The organism is Acinetobacter sp. 24-47-64, assembly GCF_057737055.1.
The window spans coordinates 2,806,892-2,825,273 of sequence record NZ_CM173215.1; the positions used below are offsets into that span (position 1 = coordinate 2,806,892).

17 protein-coding genes and 1 tRNA gene are annotated in these 18,382 nt (G+C 39.6%); 9 read left to right on the plus strand and 9 right to left on the minus strand.

Going from position 1 to position 18,382, the window contains the following annotated elements; translation table 11 throughout:
* Positions 1-66: 66 nt before the first annotated feature.
* From mraY to AC1M85_RS13370, 8 genes are all read right to left on the minus strand, one after another.
* Positions 67-1,185 (minus strand): phospho-N-acetylmuramoyl-pentapeptide-transferase, encoded by a 1,119-nt coding sequence (mraY, locus tag AC1M85_RS13335; protein WP_488213228.1) that lies wholly within the window; start codon positions 1,183-1,185, stop codon positions 67-69.
* On the minus strand, positions 1,186-2,589 hold the full coding sequence (locus AC1M85_RS13340) for a UDP-N-acetylmuramoyl-tripeptide--D-alanyl-D-alanine ligase (RefSeq protein ID WP_488213229.1): 1,404 nt from the start codon (positions 2,587-2,589) through the stop codon (positions 1,186-1,188).
* A gap of 9 nt (positions 2,590-2,598) precedes the next feature.
* Complete coding sequence (locus AC1M85_RS13345) at positions 2,599-4,095, minus strand: UDP-N-acetylmuramoyl-L-alanyl-D-glutamate--2,6-diaminopimelate ligase (protein ID WP_481590424.1); 1,497 nt, start codon at positions 4,093-4,095, stop codon at positions 2,599-2,601.
* A gap of 7 nt (positions 4,096-4,102) precedes the next feature.
* Complete coding sequence (gene ftsI / locus AC1M85_RS13350) at positions 4,103-5,932, minus strand: penicillin-binding protein PBP3 (RefSeq protein ID WP_035263956.1); 1,830 nt, start codon at positions 5,930-5,932, stop codon at positions 4,103-4,105.
* A 9-nt stretch (positions 5,933-5,941) separates the two neighbouring features.
* Entirely contained in the window at positions 5,942-6,286 is a 345-nt protein-coding gene (gene ftsL / locus AC1M85_RS13355) for a cell division protein FtsL (protein WP_035263955.1), read from the minus strand.
* On the minus strand, positions 6,286-7,209 hold the full coding sequence (gene rsmH / locus AC1M85_RS13360) for a 16S rRNA (cytosine(1402)-N(4))-methyltransferase RsmH (RefSeq protein WP_481590426.1): 924 nt from the start codon (positions 7,207-7,209) through the stop codon (positions 6,286-6,288). Before rsmH ends, ftsL begins: the two co-directional genes overlap by 1 nt.
* A gap of 184 nt (positions 7,210-7,393) precedes the next feature.
* On the minus strand, positions 7,394-8,410 hold the full coding sequence (locus tag AC1M85_RS13365) for a sulfate ABC transporter substrate-binding protein (protein WP_481589159.1): 1,017 nt from the start codon (positions 8,408-8,410) through the stop codon (positions 7,394-7,396).
* A 237-nt stretch (positions 8,411-8,647) separates the two neighbouring features.
* Entirely contained in the window at positions 8,648-9,622 is a 975-nt protein-coding gene (locus AC1M85_RS13370) for a sulfate ABC transporter substrate-binding protein (protein WP_488213885.1), read from the minus strand.
* A 404-nt stretch (positions 9,623-10,026) separates the two neighbouring features.
* Between AC1M85_RS13370 and AC1M85_RS13375 the strand changes: the two genes are divergently transcribed.
* The 5 genes from AC1M85_RS13375 (at position 10,027) to AC1M85_RS13395 (ending at position 13,078) form a co-directional block, all read left to right on the plus strand.
* The gene (locus AC1M85_RS13375) at positions 10,027-10,341 is read left to right on the plus strand and encodes a hypothetical protein (protein WP_092767291.1); all 315 of its coding nucleotides are present in this window, start codon (positions 10,027-10,029) and stop codon (positions 10,339-10,341) included.
* A 127-nt stretch (positions 10,342-10,468) separates the two neighbouring features.
* On the plus strand, positions 10,469-11,977 hold the full coding sequence (gltX, locus tag AC1M85_RS13380) for a glutamate--tRNA ligase (protein WP_481589160.1): 1,509 nt from the start codon (positions 10,469-10,471) through the stop codon (positions 11,975-11,977).
* Between the two features lie 114 nt (positions 11,978-12,091).
* A tRNA-Glu gene (locus AC1M85_RS13385) sits at positions 12,092-12,167 on the plus strand.
* Positions 12,168-12,272: 105 nt separating this feature from the next.
* Positions 12,273-12,614, plus strand: coding sequence for a zinc-ribbon domain-containing protein (locus AC1M85_RS13390; RefSeq protein WP_035263946.1), 342 nt, complete (start codon positions 12,273-12,275; stop codon positions 12,612-12,614).
* Positions 12,615-12,772: 158 nt separating this feature from the next.
* On the plus strand, positions 12,773-13,078 hold the full coding sequence (locus tag AC1M85_RS13395) for an SEL1-like repeat protein (protein ID WP_051586493.1): 306 nt from the start codon (positions 12,773-12,775) through the stop codon (positions 13,076-13,078).
* A gap of 52 nt (positions 13,079-13,130) precedes the next feature.
* Here AC1M85_RS13395 and ettA read toward each other — a convergent pair whose 3' ends face one another.
* Entirely contained in the window at positions 13,131-14,792 is a 1,662-nt protein-coding gene (ettA, locus tag AC1M85_RS13400) for an energy-dependent translational throttle protein EttA (RefSeq protein ID WP_035263944.1), read from the minus strand.
* 298 nt (positions 14,793-15,090) lie between these two features.
* Between ettA and AC1M85_RS13405 the strand changes: the two genes are divergently transcribed.
* From AC1M85_RS13405 to AC1M85_RS13420, 4 genes are all read left to right on the plus strand, one after another.
* Positions 15,091-16,368 (plus strand): O-acetylhomoserine aminocarboxypropyltransferase/cysteine synthase family protein, encoded by a 1,278-nt coding sequence (locus AC1M85_RS13405; RefSeq protein WP_035263942.1) that lies wholly within the window; start codon positions 15,091-15,093, stop codon positions 16,366-16,368.
* A gap of 241 nt (positions 16,369-16,609) precedes the next feature.
* Positions 16,610-17,497 (plus strand): SDR family NAD(P)-dependent oxidoreductase, encoded by an 888-nt coding sequence (locus AC1M85_RS13410; RefSeq protein WP_092767298.1) that lies wholly within the window; start codon positions 16,610-16,612, stop codon positions 17,495-17,497.
* A gap of 116 nt (positions 17,498-17,613) precedes the next feature.
* Positions 17,614-17,913, plus strand: coding sequence for a hypothetical protein (locus AC1M85_RS13415; RefSeq protein WP_035263939.1), 300 nt, complete (start codon positions 17,614-17,616; stop codon positions 17,911-17,913).
* Positions 17,914-18,026: 113 nt separating this feature from the next.
* The gene (locus AC1M85_RS13420) at positions 18,027-18,344 is read left to right on the plus strand and encodes a hypothetical protein (protein ID WP_092767300.1); all 318 of its coding nucleotides are present in this window, start codon (positions 18,027-18,029) and stop codon (positions 18,342-18,344) included.
* Positions 18,345-18,382: the final 38 nt, after the last annotated feature.

An 18,382-nucleotide genomic window follows, 5' to 3' on the forward strand; every position in this document is an offset into this window, starting at 1 on the left:
TCTCCAAAAAATTTTAGCGATGAAAAAAAGTCGGCATAAGCCGACTTGATCTCATTTGATTCTTGCTTAGCGCAATTTTAAGGTCATTAGACCTAAAACTACTAGCATAATTGTGATAATCCAGAAACGGATGACCACCTGTGTTTCACGCCATCCTTTCTTTTCATAGTGATGATGTAACGGCGCCATAAGGAAAACACGTTTATTTCGCATACGAAGCGAACCGATTTGTAAGAATACAGAGACTGCTTCGACTACAAATACACCCGCCATAATTGCAAATACAATTTCCTGACGTACCATCACCGCAATAGTTCCCAACATCGCTCCAAGCGACAAGGCACCAACATCCCCCATAAATACTTGTGCAGGATGCGCGTTATACCAAAGGAATGCTAAACCTGCACCTATCATTGCAGCACAAATAACAACGAGTTCAGATGAATATTTCACATAGGGAATATGTAAATAATTTGCAAAACGAACATCACCCGCCAGATAAGCAAATACCCCTAAGCCCGCCGCAACCAATACAATTGGCATAATTGCAAGACCATCTAAACCGTCAGTCAGGTTAACCGCATTAGACGCACCATTAATCACTAAATAAGTAAATATAATATAGCCGATCCCTAAAGGGATTACCGATAAAGGAATTGTAAGATCTTTAAAGAAAGGGATCAGCAAATCCAACATATTCGCAGTGTGTACAGGATTAGTTTGCTGAGTCGCAATTACGTAGAGTGATATCCCTGCACCTAGAGAAGCGACAGATGTCCAAAAAAACTTCTTACGTGCTGGCAAACCTGCATTGTCTTTATAACGGATTTTAATCCAGTCATCCGCCCAACCTACGGCACCAAATATCACCATCACGCCAAGCACAATCCAAACATAAGGGTTTGAAAGGTCTGCCCAAAGTAAAGTTGAAATCCCAATAGAAAGCAAAATAAGGAGACCACCCATGGTTGGTGTTCCCATTTTTTTGGCATGGTTTTCCGGAGCGAAAGAACTTACCGCTTGGCCATATTTTAAAGCTTGTAACTTACGGATCATAACAGGACCAAGAACTAGGCCTATCGTGAGTGCTGTCAAGACACTGAGCAGCGCACGTAATGTTAAATAACGAACCACTTGGAACGAGCTGTGATAGCCGGAAAGTTGTTCAAATAACCATAACAGCATTTAGAGTTTCTCCATCAAATCTGCCATCAACGTTTCCATATGGGTATAACGAGAACCTTTGAATAAGAAACTCATTTTTTGCGGTTGATGTGTTTCGATTAGACTAATTAAAAATGGTAGAGCTTGCTCTTGATTGAGGAAAGCTTGTAACTTTTTCCCGTACTGAGTACTACGTGCGCCTTCCTGTGTTGCTGGTGCAAACTCACCGACAGCAACAACAAAGTTGAGTCCGCGAATCGAAACCAAATCTCGCCCGAGTAAATAATGTTGTTGAGCAGCAGTCGGACCTAACTCACCAATATCCCCAATCACCATGACACGAATACCTTCTTGCTGTGCAAGCACTTCACCCGCTGCACGCATCGACGTCGGATTGGCATTGTATGTATCATCGATAAATAAAAAATCATTTTTTTGAATAAAATTCAAACGCCCCTTTGCACCCACAGCTTGTTCTAAACCCGTGACAATATCATCCAAGCTGATATTTAATGACAATGCAAATGCAGCAGCTGCCAAAGCATTTTGAACATTATGCTCACCAGCAAAAGGTAAATCCACGGGTTGGACACCTACAGGCGTATGCAATTTAAATTGTGCACTTTGTGGATTCAGCTGAATATCTGAAGCATAGACATCGCCACCTTCTCCAAAACTTAAGATTTTTATTGTTTTTACACTTTGACGGATCTGGTCTATATAATCATCAGCTGCTGGCACGATCGAAGTTTCTGAAACATGACTATAGATTTCAGATTTAGCTTTACAAATTCCGTCACGCCCACCGAACTCACCAAGATGAGCTGTACCAATATTAATAATACCCGCAACATGAGGTTGAACGAGCTTCGAGGTATAGTCAATTTCTCCTTGATGACTTGCTCCGAGCTCCATCACTGCATATTCATGATCTGGTCGAAGCTCCAATAGCATCATAGGCACACCCAGATCATTATTGAGATTACCTCGCGTGATCAATGTCGGTGCTTTGCGAGCAAGAATACTACCAAGCATTTCTTTAGTCGTGGTTTTGCCGCTACTACCAGTCAGTGCGATAACTTTTAATTGCGCATGTTGAGCGCGACGAAATGCACCAAGCATACCTAATGCTAATCTCGTATCTGTTACCACCAACTGACAAATATCAATGTCTAAAGGCCGCTCAACAATCGCAATCTGACAGCCTCTTTCAGCCACTTGTTGAACAAACTCATGCGCATCAAAACGCTCACCTTTCAGGGCTAAAAAAGCATCCCCCGACTCCGCATGACGTGAGTCTGTCAAAATACGCTTTACTTCTCCAGTCGGTTTTTTATCATTCAACCAATACCCTTGAGTTGCAGCAACAAGATCAGACAAAGTCCATGGGACAAGTGTCGCAGTACTTGTAGTAGATGTGTGCATAATGATTCCTTAGTCTGCTGGATAAGATGCTGGCTCAGTCGCATGCTGACCTTTAATGGCTGCTTGGACTTCTACCACATCATCAAACCAATGACGAACACCATCAATCTCTTGATAATTTTCGTGGCCTTTGCCTGCAATCACAACAATGTCACCTGCTTTTGCTGTTTTCACTACAAACTTAATCGCTTCACGACGATCATGAATTTCATGAACCTCTCTGTTCGAAAATTCAATTCCAGCCTTCATGTCAGCAAAAATTTGTTCTGGGTTTTCAGTACGTGGATTATCTGAGGTGAGCAATACAACATCTGCATGATCTAAAGCAGCCTGTGTCATTAATGGTCGTTTACCGCGATCACGATCACCACCGCACCCAAACACAGCCCATAATTGCTGTGAAACATGACGTTTTAATGTTTGAAGAACCTGAATTAATGCATCAGGAGTGTGCGCATAATCCACGACAAACAAACGATCTTGATCACGCAATACTTGCATACGCCCTGGCGCGCCTTTTAGCTGAGGAACTAAAGCGACTAACTGAGATAAATCTAAACCTGCCTGTTCAACAGAGATTAAGCTCGCAACCACATTTTCAATATTAAAATGACCCAATAACGGACTATGCACTAAATAGCTTTGGGTCTTGGTCACCAATTTAAAATGAACACCGTCTAAACTATATTGAATCTCTTCAACACGGTAATCCGCGGGTCGAGTGGTGGAGTAAGTCAAAATTTTAGGTTTTGCTGAATTTTGCTCCGCCGCTTTAAGCATGATATTTGCGTAAGCATCATCGATATTGATGATTGCAACTTTAAGACTCTCAAACTGAAATAAGCGTGATTTAGCTTCTGCATAGGCCTCTAAAGTCTTGTGATAATCCAAATGATCGCGACTTAAATTACTGTAAGCTGCAATTTCAATTGCCGTTCCATTGAGACGCCCCTGTTCAAGACCATGGGAGCTTGCTTCAATAGCAGCAAACTCAGCTCCCTGCTGAACATAAGTATGCAATTGATTTTGCATATGCAACGCATCTAACGTGGTATGTGTAGATGCTTCAAGGTGAGGTAAAATCCCATTCCCTGTCGTCCCCATCACCGCGCATGGGTGTTTGCTTAACACCAATAGCTCTGCAACAAGCCTTGAAATGGTCGTTTTACCATTGGTTCCCGTGACAGCCAATACTCGAAGTGGATTTACTGGCTGTGTCTGTTGCAAATAATCTTTCTGCCATTGTCCCATGAGCATACGCACATTCGGAACGATCAAACTTGGCGTTAAACCTAAATCTTGTTCTGAAATAATAGCCAAAGCACCAAGATCCAGTGCCTTCTGTGCATATTCTGCAGTTTTTTCAGGTTGAGAAAGACTGGTCAAAGCAATAAACACTTGTCCCGCTTCAACTTTACGACTATCCAACTGGAAGCCATTAAATGCTTGTTGCATCCATTCTGCTGGATGATCTACAGCGTAGATTTGTTGAAATGTAATCGACATTCATCACCTATGGAATGGATTTTGGAGTATCTAAGGGTTTATCCAACGGTACGTTTAATAGTCTCAGCGATTCCTGCATTACTTTTGCGAAAACAGGTGCTGATACAGTTCCACCATAATATGTGCCTTTTGGATTTTCGACCACGACGACCATCGCCAAACGTGGATCACTTACAGGTGCAACACCTGCAAATAAAGCTCGATATTCATTGGTCGAATAACCTTTACGGTCAGCACGTAATTTGTGTGCTGTACCCGTTTTACCTGCAACGCGATAACCTGGTATTTGAGCACGAGTCGCTGTACCGCCTGGTAATGTTGCTGTCTCCATCATTAACAAGACTTGATCCGCAATTTTAGGATCAATCATTTGTTCACCTTGAGGAGCCTCATCCAACTTGTACAAACTTAAAGGGACTTTCTTCCCTTTATTTGCCAGCATGGCATAAGCGTCTGCCAATTGCAGTACCGTGGCATTGAGACCATATCCATAGGACATGGTTGCAACTTCTGAAATATTCCATTTACTTGGCGGTAAGATCAGACCTGGGCTTTCACCAGGGAATTTAACAGCCGAACGCTGTCCAAAACCAAGACGCTTATAGAACGTTGGTAAAGTCGGATAAGGCAAAGATAAGGCAATTTTCGCTACACCTACGTTGGAGGATTTTTGAATAATGCCACCTAAAGTAAGCGCTCCATAATTATGTGTATCACGAATCGTATGATTACCGACACGCATCGACCCTGGCGTGGTATTAACGACTGAGTTTGCAGTGTACTTACCACTTTCAAGCGCCATCGCCACCGTTAATGGTTTCATCGTCGAACCTGGTTCAAACGAATCAACTGCACCGCGATTTCGCATTGCATCTTTATTGGATAAACTTTTTTTATCATTCGGGTTATACGACGGCCAACTGGTCATCGCTAGAATTTCACCGGTTTTGACATCGACCGCAATTGCTGTAGCAGAACGTGCATTATTTGCCACGCCTACCGCGGTAAGCTCTCGATACATAATGTATTGCAATCGAGAATCAATACTCAGTGTAATATTTTCCCCAGCTTCAACTTCTTTAATAACTTCTGGAACTTGAACACGGTTACCATGCTTATCACGTACAATTTTCTGTTCGCCATTGACCCCTGCAAGCCGCTTATTCAGCTGCATCTCCAAACCTTCAATCCCTGTTCCCTCGGTATTGGTTAAACCAATGATTTGAGAGTTGGGTTGTGGTTGTGGGTAATAACGTTTATATGATTTTTCAGAATATACGCCAGCAAAATTGCGTTGTGCTAACAGAGCCGCTTGAGCAGGTGGTACTTCTTTTTTCAATACTAAATAACGTGAACGAGCTCGATCTTGAACACGCTTTTTGAGGTCAGCTCGATCCAGCCCAACTGCATCTGCTAGCTCATCTAAATTCAGGTTTTCCTGTGGTAACTGATTTTTTAATTTTCGACTGGTTGGATTCTTTTTTAACTCTTCAGTGATTTCATCAAAAGTTGCTTTAGTTTCAAAATAATGTTGAGGATCAATCACCACCTTCATAATCGGTGTACTAATTGCTAATGGCACACCATTACGGTCGCTAATAACCCCTCGCATCGCACTTAATTTTTCAGTACGTAAAATTTTTGCGTTGGCTTTATTTTGCAAAAAGTCTTTGTTCACAATTTGAACATAAAAGGCACGTGCAACCAATACCACAAAAAATGTCAGGACTAAGCCCCACATTAAATAGAAACGCCACATATCTACAGCAACGGTTCTTTTCTGTGTAATGGGCTGCTGTTTTTTACGTGTTTGTTTTGTTTTGCTTTTATCAACCATTCAGCGTGCCTATTGATTTTTCGCGGTTTCAGCAGGAAGTGAAATCACCACAGTCTGTGATGTTGGTGGTGAATACATACGTAATTGTGTCACTGCACGTGTCCCAATCTGTGCAGTCGCTCCAAATGTCTGTTGCTCAATAAGTAGACGACCCCATTCAGCATTGATGTCTTCAAGCTCACGCATATGCGTATTGAATTCACGAAAATCTTGACGATAAGAATAGACCTGATAGACCACCATAAATGCGCTCACCATGACCATAGCGGTTAAAATGCTATAAATCAGTATTTTTTTACGCACCAAGGGCGTTGCTACAGGTTCCTGTTGTTCTACGTCTTTTTCCTTTTTCATTATTCGCCTTTAAAATTTATACGCTCTGCAACTCGCAACCAAGCACTTCTAGAACGCGGATTTTGTTTCACTTCTTCTTCACTCGCGCGTACGCGATCAATTTTTTTCAAACGACGAGTTTCTTTAGGTTTCTGAGGTAAGCCCCAACCATCATCCTCAGCTAAAGTCGACTCTTTTTGAATAAATTGTTTAATAATTCGATCTTCTAAGGAATGGAAACTGATGACCGCTAATCGACCTCCATTATGAAGCATCTCCAGCGCTTCAGGTAAAAAAGCATGCACATCTTCTAATTCTTTATTGATTTCAATTCGAATTGCTTGAAATGTACGTGTCGCAGCATGCTTATTTTTTTCCCATTTCGGATGGGCAACTTTTACAATTTCAGCCAATTGACCTGTCGTCTCAATATAACCTGCTGCTTTAATCGCTTTCGCAATGCGGCGGCTATATCGTTCTTCGCCATACTGAAAAATAATATTCGCTAAATGCTCTTCATCTACTTCCACCAACCATTGCGCTGCAGTTAGGCCCTGAGAGTTGTCCATTCGCATATCCAGTGGACCATCTTTCATAAAGCTAAAACCACGTTCGGCCTGATCAAGCTGTGGCGATGACACACCCAAATCTGCCATAACACCATCGACAGTTTCAACACCGCGTTGATTTAGGGCTGTTTTAATATCTGCAAAACTTGCATGAATAATGGTAAATCTTGGATCTTCTTGTTCTAACTGAGCAGCCACAGCCAAAGCCTGCGGATCTTTATCAAAGGCATAGACACGAGAATGTTCATCTAATTTAGACAAGAGAAGTCGAGTATGACCTCCTCGACCAAAGGTGCCATCTACATAAATCCCTGTATTACGCCCACCCAATAGAGCATCTACAGTTTCATGAAGTAATACAGAAATATGCGACATAATAACGTTTCAGAACATCTAAAAATTTAACTGCACATTATTACCTTGTTTTAATAAAGCTCCAAACGACTTTTTGTAGGTAAATTTTACTTTCTATAGGCAAAACCGTTTCATTCACTGGAATGTTCAAATAAAAAAGCCTCACTTGGAGGCTTTTTTATTAATTTTCAATTACTTCAGTATATTAACGACGACTGTTATAAATCTGATCAAAAATCGCACCATTCACAAAATGTGCTTGTTGTGCTTTTGCCCAACCACCGAAAACCTCATCAATGGTGAATGTTTTTAACTTAGGAAATTGTTTTGAGTATTTTGCTAACACTTCAGCATTACGCGGACGATAGAAATGCTTAGCAGCCATCTCCTGACCTAATGGTGAATATAAATAGTTGATATAGCCAGTTGCCAACCATTTATTGCCATTTTTATCTACAGTACGATCAACGATTGCAACAGAAGGCTCTGTCAAAATAGAAATAGATGGATAAACAATATCAAACTGATCTTTGCCCAAGGCTTTTTGAGTGACCAGTGCTTCATTTTCCCAAGTGAGCAACACATCGCCAATTTTACGCTCAGCAAATGTCGTCATAGAAGCGCGCGCCGCAGAGTCCATCACTTTGACGTTATGGTACATCTTACCGACAAAGTCTTTTGCTTTCGCTTCATTACCACCTGGTTGTTTGAGTGCATAACCCCAAGCTGATAAATATACCCAGCGTGGTAGACCACCTGTTTTAGGGTTTGGTGTGATGATTTCTACACCCGGCTTAACAAGATCTTGCCAATCCTGAATTTTTTTAGGGTTACCTTTACGCACCATAAAAACAATAGTTGATGTATAAGGTGCAGAGTTATAAGGGAACTCTTTTTGCCATCCTTTATTGATTTGACCCGATTTTACAATCTCTTCAATATCATTTGCCAAAGCCAAGGTGACAACGTCGCCTTTCAAGCCATCAACCACAGAGCGTGCTTGTTTACCTGAGCCACCATGAGATTGTTTAAAGTTGACTTTCACTCCAGTTCTTGACTGCCAATATTGACCAAATGACTGATTAAACTCATCATAAAATTCACGAGTCGCATCATAAGATACATTCAGGAAATCACGTTGTGCTGCTTGAGAAGATACGCTGAACGATAAACCTGTTGCGAGTAAGCCCGCTGTAAGCAAGGCTTTAAATTGAGTTTTCATAGTCAAAAAATCTAGATATACATAATTAGTCTAAATATATGAAATAAAATCATATTCATCAATTTAATTTGGAGATGTGATTTACGTTATATTGCCGCCATTTTCTCTTTCAAGCTTATGAATTAATTCATAAATCGTCTTAAATACAGCCTATATTCAAATATATAATATTTTATGTATTCCTTAAAAAAAATGGATAGCATGTCGCGATCCATTCACATAAGTTCTAAAAATAGATTATTTTTCTGCTGAAATCTGGTCGTAAATCGCGCCATTTACAAAGTGAGTTTGTTGCGCTTTCGCCCAACCACCGAACACTTTATCGATGGTAAATAATTGTACCTTTGGAAATTTAGCACTGTATTTAGCTGCGATTTTTTCATTACGTGGTCTAAAATTATGTTTAGCTGCTAATTCCTGGCCCAAAGGTGAATACAGATAGTTAAGATATCCTTTTGCGAGACTACGATTCCCATTTCTATCTACGGTTTTATCTACGATGGCAACAGAAGGCTCAGCTAGAATTGAAATGGATGGATAAATAATTTCAAATTTATCTTGCCCCAAACCTTGCGTCGCTAAGAGCGCTTCATTTTCCCAAGACAGTAAAACATCACCAATTCCACGTTCAGCAAAAGTCGTGAGTGATCCACGGGCTCCTGAATCTAACACTTTGACATTTTTGTATAATCGTTTGACTAACTCACGAGCTTTGGCATCATTTCCAGCAGGCTGTTTAAGTGCATAGCCCCATGCAGATAAATAAATCCAACGTGGCGCACCACCTGTTTTTGGGTTCGGGGTAATGATCTCAACACCTGGTTTGACTAAATCATTCCAATCTTTGATATTTTTTGGATTGCCCTTTTTTACTAAAAAAACAATGGTAGATGTATAGGGTGCTGAATTATTTGGAAATTCTTTTTGCCAATTTTTATTGATATAACCTGCTTTTACAATTTCTTCAATATCATTTGCAAGTGCCAGGGTCACAACATCTGCTTGTAATCCTGTTGCTACAGCACGTGCTTGTTTCCCAGATCCCCCATGAGATTGCTTAAATTGCACGTCTTGACCAGTACGTTTTTTCCAAAACTCACCGAAACTTTGGTTATATTCTTGATAAAATTCGCGAGTGGGATCATAAGAAACATTTAAAAATGATGTATTCGCCTGTGCAGTCATACTGAACAACAATGCTCCAAGACTCATTGTGCCCAATAATTTATTGAAAAAGTGCTTATTCATTAAAATCTCTTTTTTATTACATTTATGAATTGCACTATATTTTTTATATACTTCAGTCACAATGTATTCAATAGACGAATTAAATCATTGTAAATATCTAAATTTAATATATATTTTCTTCATAAGAATTGCATTTTTATCACTTAAATTTTCTTTAAAATTTACCGCATAACATCATATCTTCACCGAATCTCCATATTTTATTGATAAAAAGAGGCAAAATTTATTTCAGCTACAGGTTGAGTAACTTAAGGATTGTTGAATAAAAATTGTAAGAAAGTGTGATGCATTTGTACTTTTGTGAATTTTATGTTTAAAATGTAAACCTAATTACTCTTACAATAAATTCAAAATAGGGGAAAATTGAAATGAATTTGTGCTATTTACAAGCGTTAAGCTTAACTTTATGTGTTTTTGGTATGAGCCAGACACATGCAGCAGCGTTACAAAACCCTGCTAAATCACTACAAAACTCTAGTGTTGCTGAAAAGTCTTTAACACCTATCGAACGCGCATTGACTCAACAAAAACGTGAACGTGCTGAGAACAAACCTTCTTCAGAGATGGATCAGATTAAAGTGATCACCTCTATTAAGAATGCTCCAACGCAAAACTTTCTAGCATCGCAACACCAACAGTTTTCGCGTTTTTTACAAAGTTTATTTCCTCAGCACACATCTTAAGCACCATTTTTCTCAATCTCCCCAATTGAGCCAAATTTAGCCCAGTCCGATTTAATGAATTAATCATTAAGCCACTGGGCTTTTTGCTATAATAAAACCAATTTTTATTTGATAACTTTTTCTGGCTATGACAGTTCGTACTCGTATTGCACCATCTCCTACAGGTTTCCCCCATGTAGGTACTGCTTATATCGCATTATTTAACCTATGCTTTGCTCAACAGCATGGCGGTGAATTTATCTTACGTATTGAAGATACAGACCAACTCCGTTCAACACCTGAATCAGAAAAAATGATTCTCGATTCATTGCGCTGGTTAGGTTTAAATTGGTCAGAAGGTCCAGATGTGGGTGGCCCTCATGCGCCATATCGTCAATCTGAACGTATGGATATTTATAAAAAATATGCGTTAGAACTGGTTGAAAAAGGTCATGCATTCTATTGTTTTGCCACTGCTGAAGAATTAGATCAAATGCGTGCAGAACAACAAGCACGTGGTGAATCTCCTCGTTATGATGGTCGTGGTCTAAAACATACGCCAGAAGAAGTTGAAAGACGTTTAGCGGCTGGCGAACCGCATGTTATTCGCATGAAAGTACCTGAAGAAGGGATTTGTAAATTTAATGACTTACTGCGTGGTGAAGTAGAAATCCCATGGGCACAAGTTGATATGCAAATTCTGCTGAAAACCGATGGCCTACCAACTTACCACTTAGCAAACGTTGTTGATGACCATTTAATGGAAATCACTCACGTGATTCGTGGTGAAGAATGGATTCCATCTGCTCCTAAACACCAATTGCTTTATCAATATTTTGGTTGGGAAATGCCTGTGCTTTGCCACATGCCACTTTTACGTAACCCTGATAAATCAAAACTATCTAAACGTAAAAACCCAACTTCAATCAATTACTACAAAGATATCGGTGTATTACCAGAAGCATTATTAAACTATTTGGGTCGTATGGGTTGGTCAATGCCAGATGAACGCGAAAAGTTCAATTTGGCTGAGATGATCGAGAATTTTGACATCCAACGTGTATCGCTTGGGGGTCCAATTTTCGATGTAGAAAAACTCAATTGGTTAAACGGGCAATGGATCAAAGCACTTAGCCCTGCTGAGCTTTTAGATACTTTATTGGCGTGGAAGGCAGATCGTGCCAAGTTAGAGGAAATTGCGGCTGCAATTCAACCACGTATTAACCTATTGTCTGAAGCAGTGAATTGGTCAGCACATTATTTTAATCACTTCCCTACACTGTCTAAAGCACAATTCGAAAGTAAAAAGTTATCTGAAGAGCAAGTTCGTCAAAGCCTACAATTTGCAATTTGGCGCTTAGAAAGCTTATTTACTTGGAATAATGACACTGTTAGCCAAACGCTAATGGATTTAGCTGCACAAATGGAAATTAAATTACGTGACTTTATGCCTGCGTTCTTTATTGCCATTGCGGGTTCTACTGCTTCAACGCCAGTGATGCAAACCATGGTGACCATTGGTCCTGATTTGACTTTTGCTCGCCTGCGTCATGCACTCGAAATCGTTGGCGGTCCAAGTAAAAAAGAGCTTAAAGTATGGGAAAAATTGAATGAAAGCTTAAAATTGCCGAAAAATGATGCAGTTGATGAAGCTTAATTAAATTTTTTATTGACGCATGAGTGTTATATCCCTAATATAGCGCTCACACAGATTGAGCACTTAGCTTGATACCTAGATTGCTTTTATAGCATTAACTGTGTTGCCTCATAAGTCCCTATCGTCTAGAGGCCTAGGACATCGCCCTTTCACGGCGGTAACCGGGGTTCGAATCCCCGTAGGGACGCCAAATTCTAAAAAACCACTGACCTCGATCAGTGGTTTTTTTTCATCTATACATTTTTGATTTTAGTTTCGATGTTATAGAATTAAGCAAAAGAAATACGGAGCGCTCATGCAGTACCAATGCCCTAAATGTCAAAGTCGTAAAATTCTTCCTTTAGCAAGTGCCAATGCACCTGCTGTACGACCAAATGTTCCTAAAAGCTTAATCATCCTCGTACCCACTCTATTTTTACTCCTATTATTGGTGATTATTAGCGTTGTACTGATGATTTTTAGTAATGGTGCTGGCGAGACACTTCAAATTGCAACTGTGATCGTATTTTTAATTGCAGTGATAGCGGGTGTGATGTTCTGGAAAGATTTACCAGATTTCAAAATTTCGATGCAAGCCTTCATGCAATCTCAAAAGAAATGGAAATGTCGTGAATGTAATCACGAATGGGAAAATTAATTGTTTATTTTCATCAGTCCTAAAAGCTCATTTGAACTTTTAGGACTTAAAATTAAATAAATTTAAATTTTATATATGAGTAGTAGACAAAACCTTCAAAAGAGCATAATTTAATGAAATAGATCTCATTTTCGCATGGATAAGCAAGGAGAACCATAATGATAATAAAACTATTTCAATCACTATTCTTTGATCTAAAACGTACTCGAACGGCTAATTTATCCAATCTCGAGCCATCCACATCCTTAAACCCTCGAAATCAAATGTGGTTATACCTACGTGATGCATTACGTGGGAATGCTGAAGCACAATATCAATTAGGTCTGAGTTACTTAAATGGTGAACTAGGTTTGGATCGAAATTATCAAATTGCTGAAAAATGGCTGAACCAATCAGCGAATGCTGGAAATGAAAATGCAAAAAGAACTCTACTTCAAGCTTATAGTCTTTTAGCATTTTCATAAAATTAATTCATAAAAAAACCAGCCTGAAGGCTGGTTTTTTTATTAGATGGAATTAACCACCAATTTTGCGATATTTTTGGCGCTTAGCCACTAGATCATCGCCATCGCGTTTACGACGGTATTCTTCGAACTCAGCATAGTTTCCTGTGAAGAATTCTGGTGTTTCACCTTCGAATGACAAGATGTGCGTTGCAATACGGTCTAGGAACCAACGGTCATGCGAGATGACCATTACAGTACCTGGGAATACTAAAATTGCATCCTCAAGCGCACGTAAAGTTTCGATATCCAAGTCGTTCGATGGTTCATCGAGAAGGATAACGTTTGCGCCCATTTGTAGAATTTTCGCAAGTTGTAAACGGTTACGCTCACCACCTGACAATTGACCTACACGCTTCTGCTGATCTTGGCCTTTAAAGTTAAAACGACCAATATATGCACGTGATGCGATTTCATATTCACCAATACGTAAGATATCTAAACCGCCAGAAACTTCTTCCCAAACCGTTTTATTGTTATCTAAGGTGTCACGAATCTGACCCACGTAAGCCACTTTAACTGACTCACCTAGCGTTACCGTACCTGTATCAGGTTGTAATTCACCTGTCATCATACGGAATAGTGTGGTTTTACCCGCACCGTTCTCACCCACGATACCCACGATCGCACAAGGTGGAACAACAAAAGATAAATCTTTGTAAAGTGTACGATCACCAAACGATTTGCTGATACCTTCAACTTCCACAACCTTGTTCCCTAGACGTGGACCAGGTGGAATGTAGATTTCAGACGTTTCGTTACGTTGTTGGAATTCACGAGAGTTAAGCTCTTCAAAGCGTTCCATACGTGCTTTATTTTTCTTTTGCTGACCTTTTGCATTAGAACGAACCCATTCAAGTTCTTTCTTCAATGCTTTAGCAAAAGATTCTTCTTGCTTCTGTTCTTGCTCTAAGCGGGCATTTTTCTGCTCTAACCAAGAAGAATAATTACCTTGATAAGGGATACCCATACCACGGTCAAGCTCAAGAATCCACTCAGCAACGTTATCCAAGAAATAACGGTCATGCGTAATCGCAACGATTGTACCAGGGAAATCTTTTAAGAAACGTTCCAACCATGAAACAGATGATGCATCCAAATGGTTCGTCGGTTCGTCAAGAAGCAACATGTCTGGTTTAGACAAGAGCAAACGGCAAAGTGCCACACGACGGCGCTCACCACCTGACAATTTAGTGACATCAGCATCCCAAGCTGGCAAGTTTAACGCTGCCGCTGCTTGTTCAAGCTGGTTATTTAAGTTATGCGCATCCCAAGTTTGAATAATTGCTTCAAGCTTTTCTTGCTCTTTTGCAAGTGCATCAAAGTCGGCATCTTCAGCTGCATATTCAGCGAAAACTTCATCAAGACGAGCTAATGCATCAAGTGCTTCACGAACGCCATCTTCAACGTTGCCACGAACGTCTTTTGTTTCATCTAATGGCGGCTCTTGCTCAAGGTAGCCGATCTTGATACCTGGTTGTGCACGAGCTTCACCAGAGAAATCTTTATCTACGCCAGCCATAATACGAAGCAAGGTAGATTTACCTGCACCGTTTAAACCAAGAACACCAATTTTAGCGCCCGGGAAAAATGATAAAGAGATGTCTTTAAGGATTTCGCGCTTAGGCGGAACCATCTTAGACACACGGTTCATCGTGTAAATATATTGGGCCACGTAGGACTCCTCTATAAAAAAAACAAAATCCGCTGTAAATACAAATCGCGGACAAATAATTAGGGAGCATTATACGATGAATACGATAAAAACATAAGCCATACGCCCGAACTTGCAAGGAATGTTACAAGTTTATTTTTTCATCAAACTTACCATTCAAAGTGCACAAGAATATCGCTTTTAAATGAGCAACATATGAGAATTTTAGATAACTTTTTCAATATTTTATAAATTTTATAATATGATTAGGGTGCTATATTCTCATTGAACAATTTTTAAACCACAAGAAGATCTCAAAATGACATATAAGGACGAAACCCTCGCCATCCATGCTGGATACTCACCTGAACCAACGACTAAAGCAGTTGCGGTACCCATTTATCAAACGACGTCTTACTCATTTGATAATACGCAACATGGCGCAGACCTATTCGATTTAAAGGTCTCTGGGAATATTTATACACGGATTATGAACCCAACGACTGCTGTGCTTGAACAACGTATTGCAGCACTCGAAGGTGGGATCGGCGCATTAGCACTTGCATCAGGTATGGCAGCCATTACCTATGCCATTCAAACCATTGCTGAAGCTGGGGACAATATCGCTTCTGTATCTACACTTTATGGTGGTACATATAATTTATTTGCACATACGCTACCAAAACAAGGGATCGAAGTGCGCTTCTTCGATTATCAAAATCCAGAAAGTTTGCGAGCACTTGTTGATGAAAAAACTAAATTAGTCTTCGTTGAGTCTATTGGTAATCCACTCGGCAATATTATTGATTTAGAAGCGATTTCTAAGCTTGCACATGAACTTGGCATTCCTGTAATTGTGGACAATACAGTTGCTACACCAGTGCTTCAAAAATCTTTTGAATTTGGTGCAGATATTGTTGTTCATTCTCTAACCAAGTACATCGGCGGACATGGTAATTCGATCGGCGGTATCATTGTTGACAGCGGTAAATTCCCTTGGGGTAAATATCCAGATCGTTTTAAAGCGTTAAATACGCCCGATCCAAGCTATCACGGCGTGAACTATGTCGAAGCGCTTGGTGAAGCAGCTTATATTGCACGTGCTCGTGTCGTGCCATTACGCAACACAGGCGCAGCGATTAGCCCACAAAATGTTTTCTTAATCCTGCAAGGTTTAGAAACATTAAGTTTACGTATGGAACGTCATACTGAAAATGCTTTAAAAGTTGCTCAATATTTACAAGCTCATCCAAAAGTAAAATGGGTAAATTACGCAGGACTACCTGATCACCCGCAACATGCTTTAGCTCAGAAATACGTTAAGGGCAAACCTTCAGCAATTCTTTCATTTGGTGTACAGGATGGCTTAGCAGGCGGAACTCGCTTTATAGATGCCCTACAATTATTCACACGATTGGTGAATATCGGTGATGCAAAAAGCTTAGCATGTCACCCAGCAACTACAACGCATCGCCAACTGAATGAAGAAGAGTTAAAAGCTGCTGGCGTTTCTACGGATATGGTTCGCTTATCTATTGGAATCGAACATGCTGACGATTTAATCGCCGACCTAGAACAAGCGCTCGCTCAAGTTTAATCTTGGTAATACATTAGAAATAAAGCCTCATGACTGGGGCTTTATCCTCATTTACCATATCGTCTTTTTCAATTATTTTATTCGTATTACCACAATAAAAAATTAGAGCATTTACTCTAATTTTTACAATAAATTCATAAACTTATGCCATGGTTTATTTTCATTTTTCCACTATGCTGATTTGTATGACACGTTTAAAAATACGTGTTCCACAATTCATTGCATTTACAGGGAGAATGAAGTGAATAAAAAATTAGAACAGCGTTTTAAAAAACGTGTCCATGGAAAAAATATTCTGATTACAGGCGCGTCCAGTGGTATCGGTTTAACTGTTGCACATCAATTGGCTGCGGCAGGTGCGCATGTATTATTGGTGGCACGAACTGAGGAAACTTTACAACAAGTAAAATATGAGATTGAGCAAAAAGGGGGAAAAGCTGACATTTTTCCTTGTGATTTGAATGATATGAGTTCAATCGATGCTGTAACGCAACAAATCTTCAATAGCGTCACACATATTGATATTTTAATTAATAATGCAGGTCGTTCGATTCGCCGTGCAGTCCATGAGTCCATCGACCGTTTTCACGATTTTGAACGCACGATGCAACTCAACTATTTTGGTGCTGTTCGCCTCATTTTAAATATCCTTCCACATATGATAGACCGTGAACGTGGACATATTATTAATATTAGTTCAATTGGTGTATTAGCCAATGCTACACGCTTCTCTGCATATGTCGCTTCAAAAGCTGCATTGGATGCATTTAGCCGTTGCCTATCAGCTGAAGTCCATGCGCATAATATCGCTATCACCTCGGTCTACATGCCTTTGGTCAGAACGCCGATGATCGCTCCAACTAAAATATATAAATACGTGCCAGCACTTTCACCGAATCAAGCTGCAGATTTAATCGCTGGTGCTATTGTGAACCGTCCAAAAAAGGTAGCGACTGGTCTTGGAAAGCTTGCATCAATTACTTATGCAATTGCACCTGATATTAATAATAAATTGATGTCGATTGGATTTAATTTATTTCCAAGCTCTACTGCTTCTGTCGGTCGCCAAGAGAAATTAAACATTGTACAGCGTGCATATGCCCGACTATTTCCTGGCGAACATTGGTGATCGAACAAGTTAATTTAAGTACTTTGTGAGATGATCTTGTTACATTTTCACTGTGTGATTTTAATTATTCTTTAAGAATTAAATGCCATGATCAAAACATAAAATAGGAGTTTGTCATGGCTCAAATTTATTTTTTTAGATTATTTTTTCTAGCAGTTGCTGTTTTGATTTTTACTCAAATCATGAGCATGATTATTCAGCAACATTACTCATTCGACACCTTATTACAGCTAGGTTTATTTTTAATTTTGCTTGAGCTGGGATTCAACATAAAACCAGCCGATGCTCAAAATAAAACTGAATTGGATCAACAGCAGATGAATCATGCCAAAGCACCAAAGTCTTATGCATATCATTTGTCAAAAATAGGTTTAGGCACTATTGCATTCAGCTTGATCTTACCGAATCTTATTTAGTGCTAATCATGATTGGGTTCAAATCTAGGCGTAAAAAAAATTTTGAGATCATTCGTTAGGCGGCAGAGTTATGTTATAAACCTTGCATCTTATTGATTTTATGCTTTGTACTTATGCGTGGTTTAGCTTTAGTGCTGCAATGTGCAGCCATCGCATTTGCGATATTCCTCATTTATCAAGTTACTCTCGGTTTTTATACTCAAGAATTTAAAGTTTTAGACGTAGTCGCAGATGTAGGAACTATTCTCATCTGTATCGATCTTGCCGTATTCTTGTGGCATAGCCGCCAAACTAAAGCTGCCAACCTACAAGACTATGCACAAAAGATCGAACAATCAGTTCCAAAATTCGTAAAAATTTCACGAAAATTAGGTCATCTCGGGATTTTATTGATCTTAACCAGCTGGATTGTCCCCATGATTAATGGATAAATTAAAAACCTCCCATTTGGGAGGTTTTTAATATCACT

What these genes read in the sequence shown, in the direction of transcription:
- AC1M85_RS13365 (WP_481589159.1), bottom strand. Translation starts at nt 8,410, where the DNA reads ATGAAAACTCAATTTAAAGCCTTGCTTACAGCGGGCTTACTCGCAACA.
- gltX (WP_481589160.1), top strand. Translation starts at nt 10,469, where the DNA reads ATGACAGTTCGTACTCGTATTGCACCATCTCCTACAGGTTTCCCCCAT.
- AC1M85_RS13345 (WP_481590424.1), bottom strand. Translation starts at nt 4,095, where the DNA reads ATGTCGATTACATTTCAACAAATCTACGCTGTAGATCATCCAGCAGAA.
- AC1M85_RS13405 (WP_035263942.1), top strand. Translation starts at nt 15,091, where the DNA reads ATGACATATAAGGACGAAACCCTCGCCATCCATGCTGGATACTCACCT.
- AC1M85_RS13340 (WP_488213229.1), bottom strand. Translation starts at nt 2,589, where the DNA reads ATGCACACATCTACTACAAGTACTGCGACACTTGTCCCATGGACTTTG.
- AC1M85_RS13395 (WP_051586493.1), top strand. Translation starts at nt 12,773, where the DNA reads ATGATAATAAAACTATTTCAATCACTATTCTTTGATCTAAAACGTACT.
- AC1M85_RS13390 (WP_035263946.1), top strand. Translation starts at nt 12,273, where the DNA reads ATGCAGTACCAATGCCCTAAATGTCAAAGTCGTAAAATTCTTCCTTTA.
- rsmH (WP_481590426.1), bottom strand. Translation starts at nt 7,209, where the DNA reads ATGTCGCATATTTCTGTATTACTTCATGAAACTGTAGATGCTCTATTG.
- ftsL (WP_035263955.1), bottom strand. Translation starts at nt 6,286, where the DNA reads ATGAAAAAGGAAAAAGACGTAGAACAACAGGAACCTGTAGCAACGCCC.
- AC1M85_RS13420 (WP_092767300.1), top strand. Translation starts at nt 18,027, where the DNA reads ATGCGTGGTTTAGCTTTAGTGCTGCAATGTGCAGCCATCGCATTTGCG.
- ftsI (WP_035263956.1), bottom strand. Translation starts at nt 5,932, where the DNA reads ATGGTTGATAAAAGCAAAACAAAACAAACACGTAAAAAACAGCAGCCC.
- mraY (WP_488213228.1), bottom strand. Translation starts at nt 1,185, where the DNA reads ATGCTGTTATGGTTATTTGAACAACTTTCCGGCTATCACAGCTCGTTC.
- AC1M85_RS13375 (WP_092767291.1), top strand. Translation starts at nt 10,027, where the DNA reads ATGAATTTGTGCTATTTACAAGCGTTAAGCTTAACTTTATGTGTTTTT.
- AC1M85_RS13370 (WP_488213885.1), bottom strand. Translation starts at nt 9,622, where the DNA reads ATGAGTCTTGGAGCATTGTTGTTCAGTATGACTGCACAGGCGAATACA.
- AC1M85_RS13415 (WP_035263939.1), top strand. Translation starts at nt 17,614, where the DNA reads ATGGCTCAAATTTATTTTTTTAGATTATTTTTTCTAGCAGTTGCTGTT.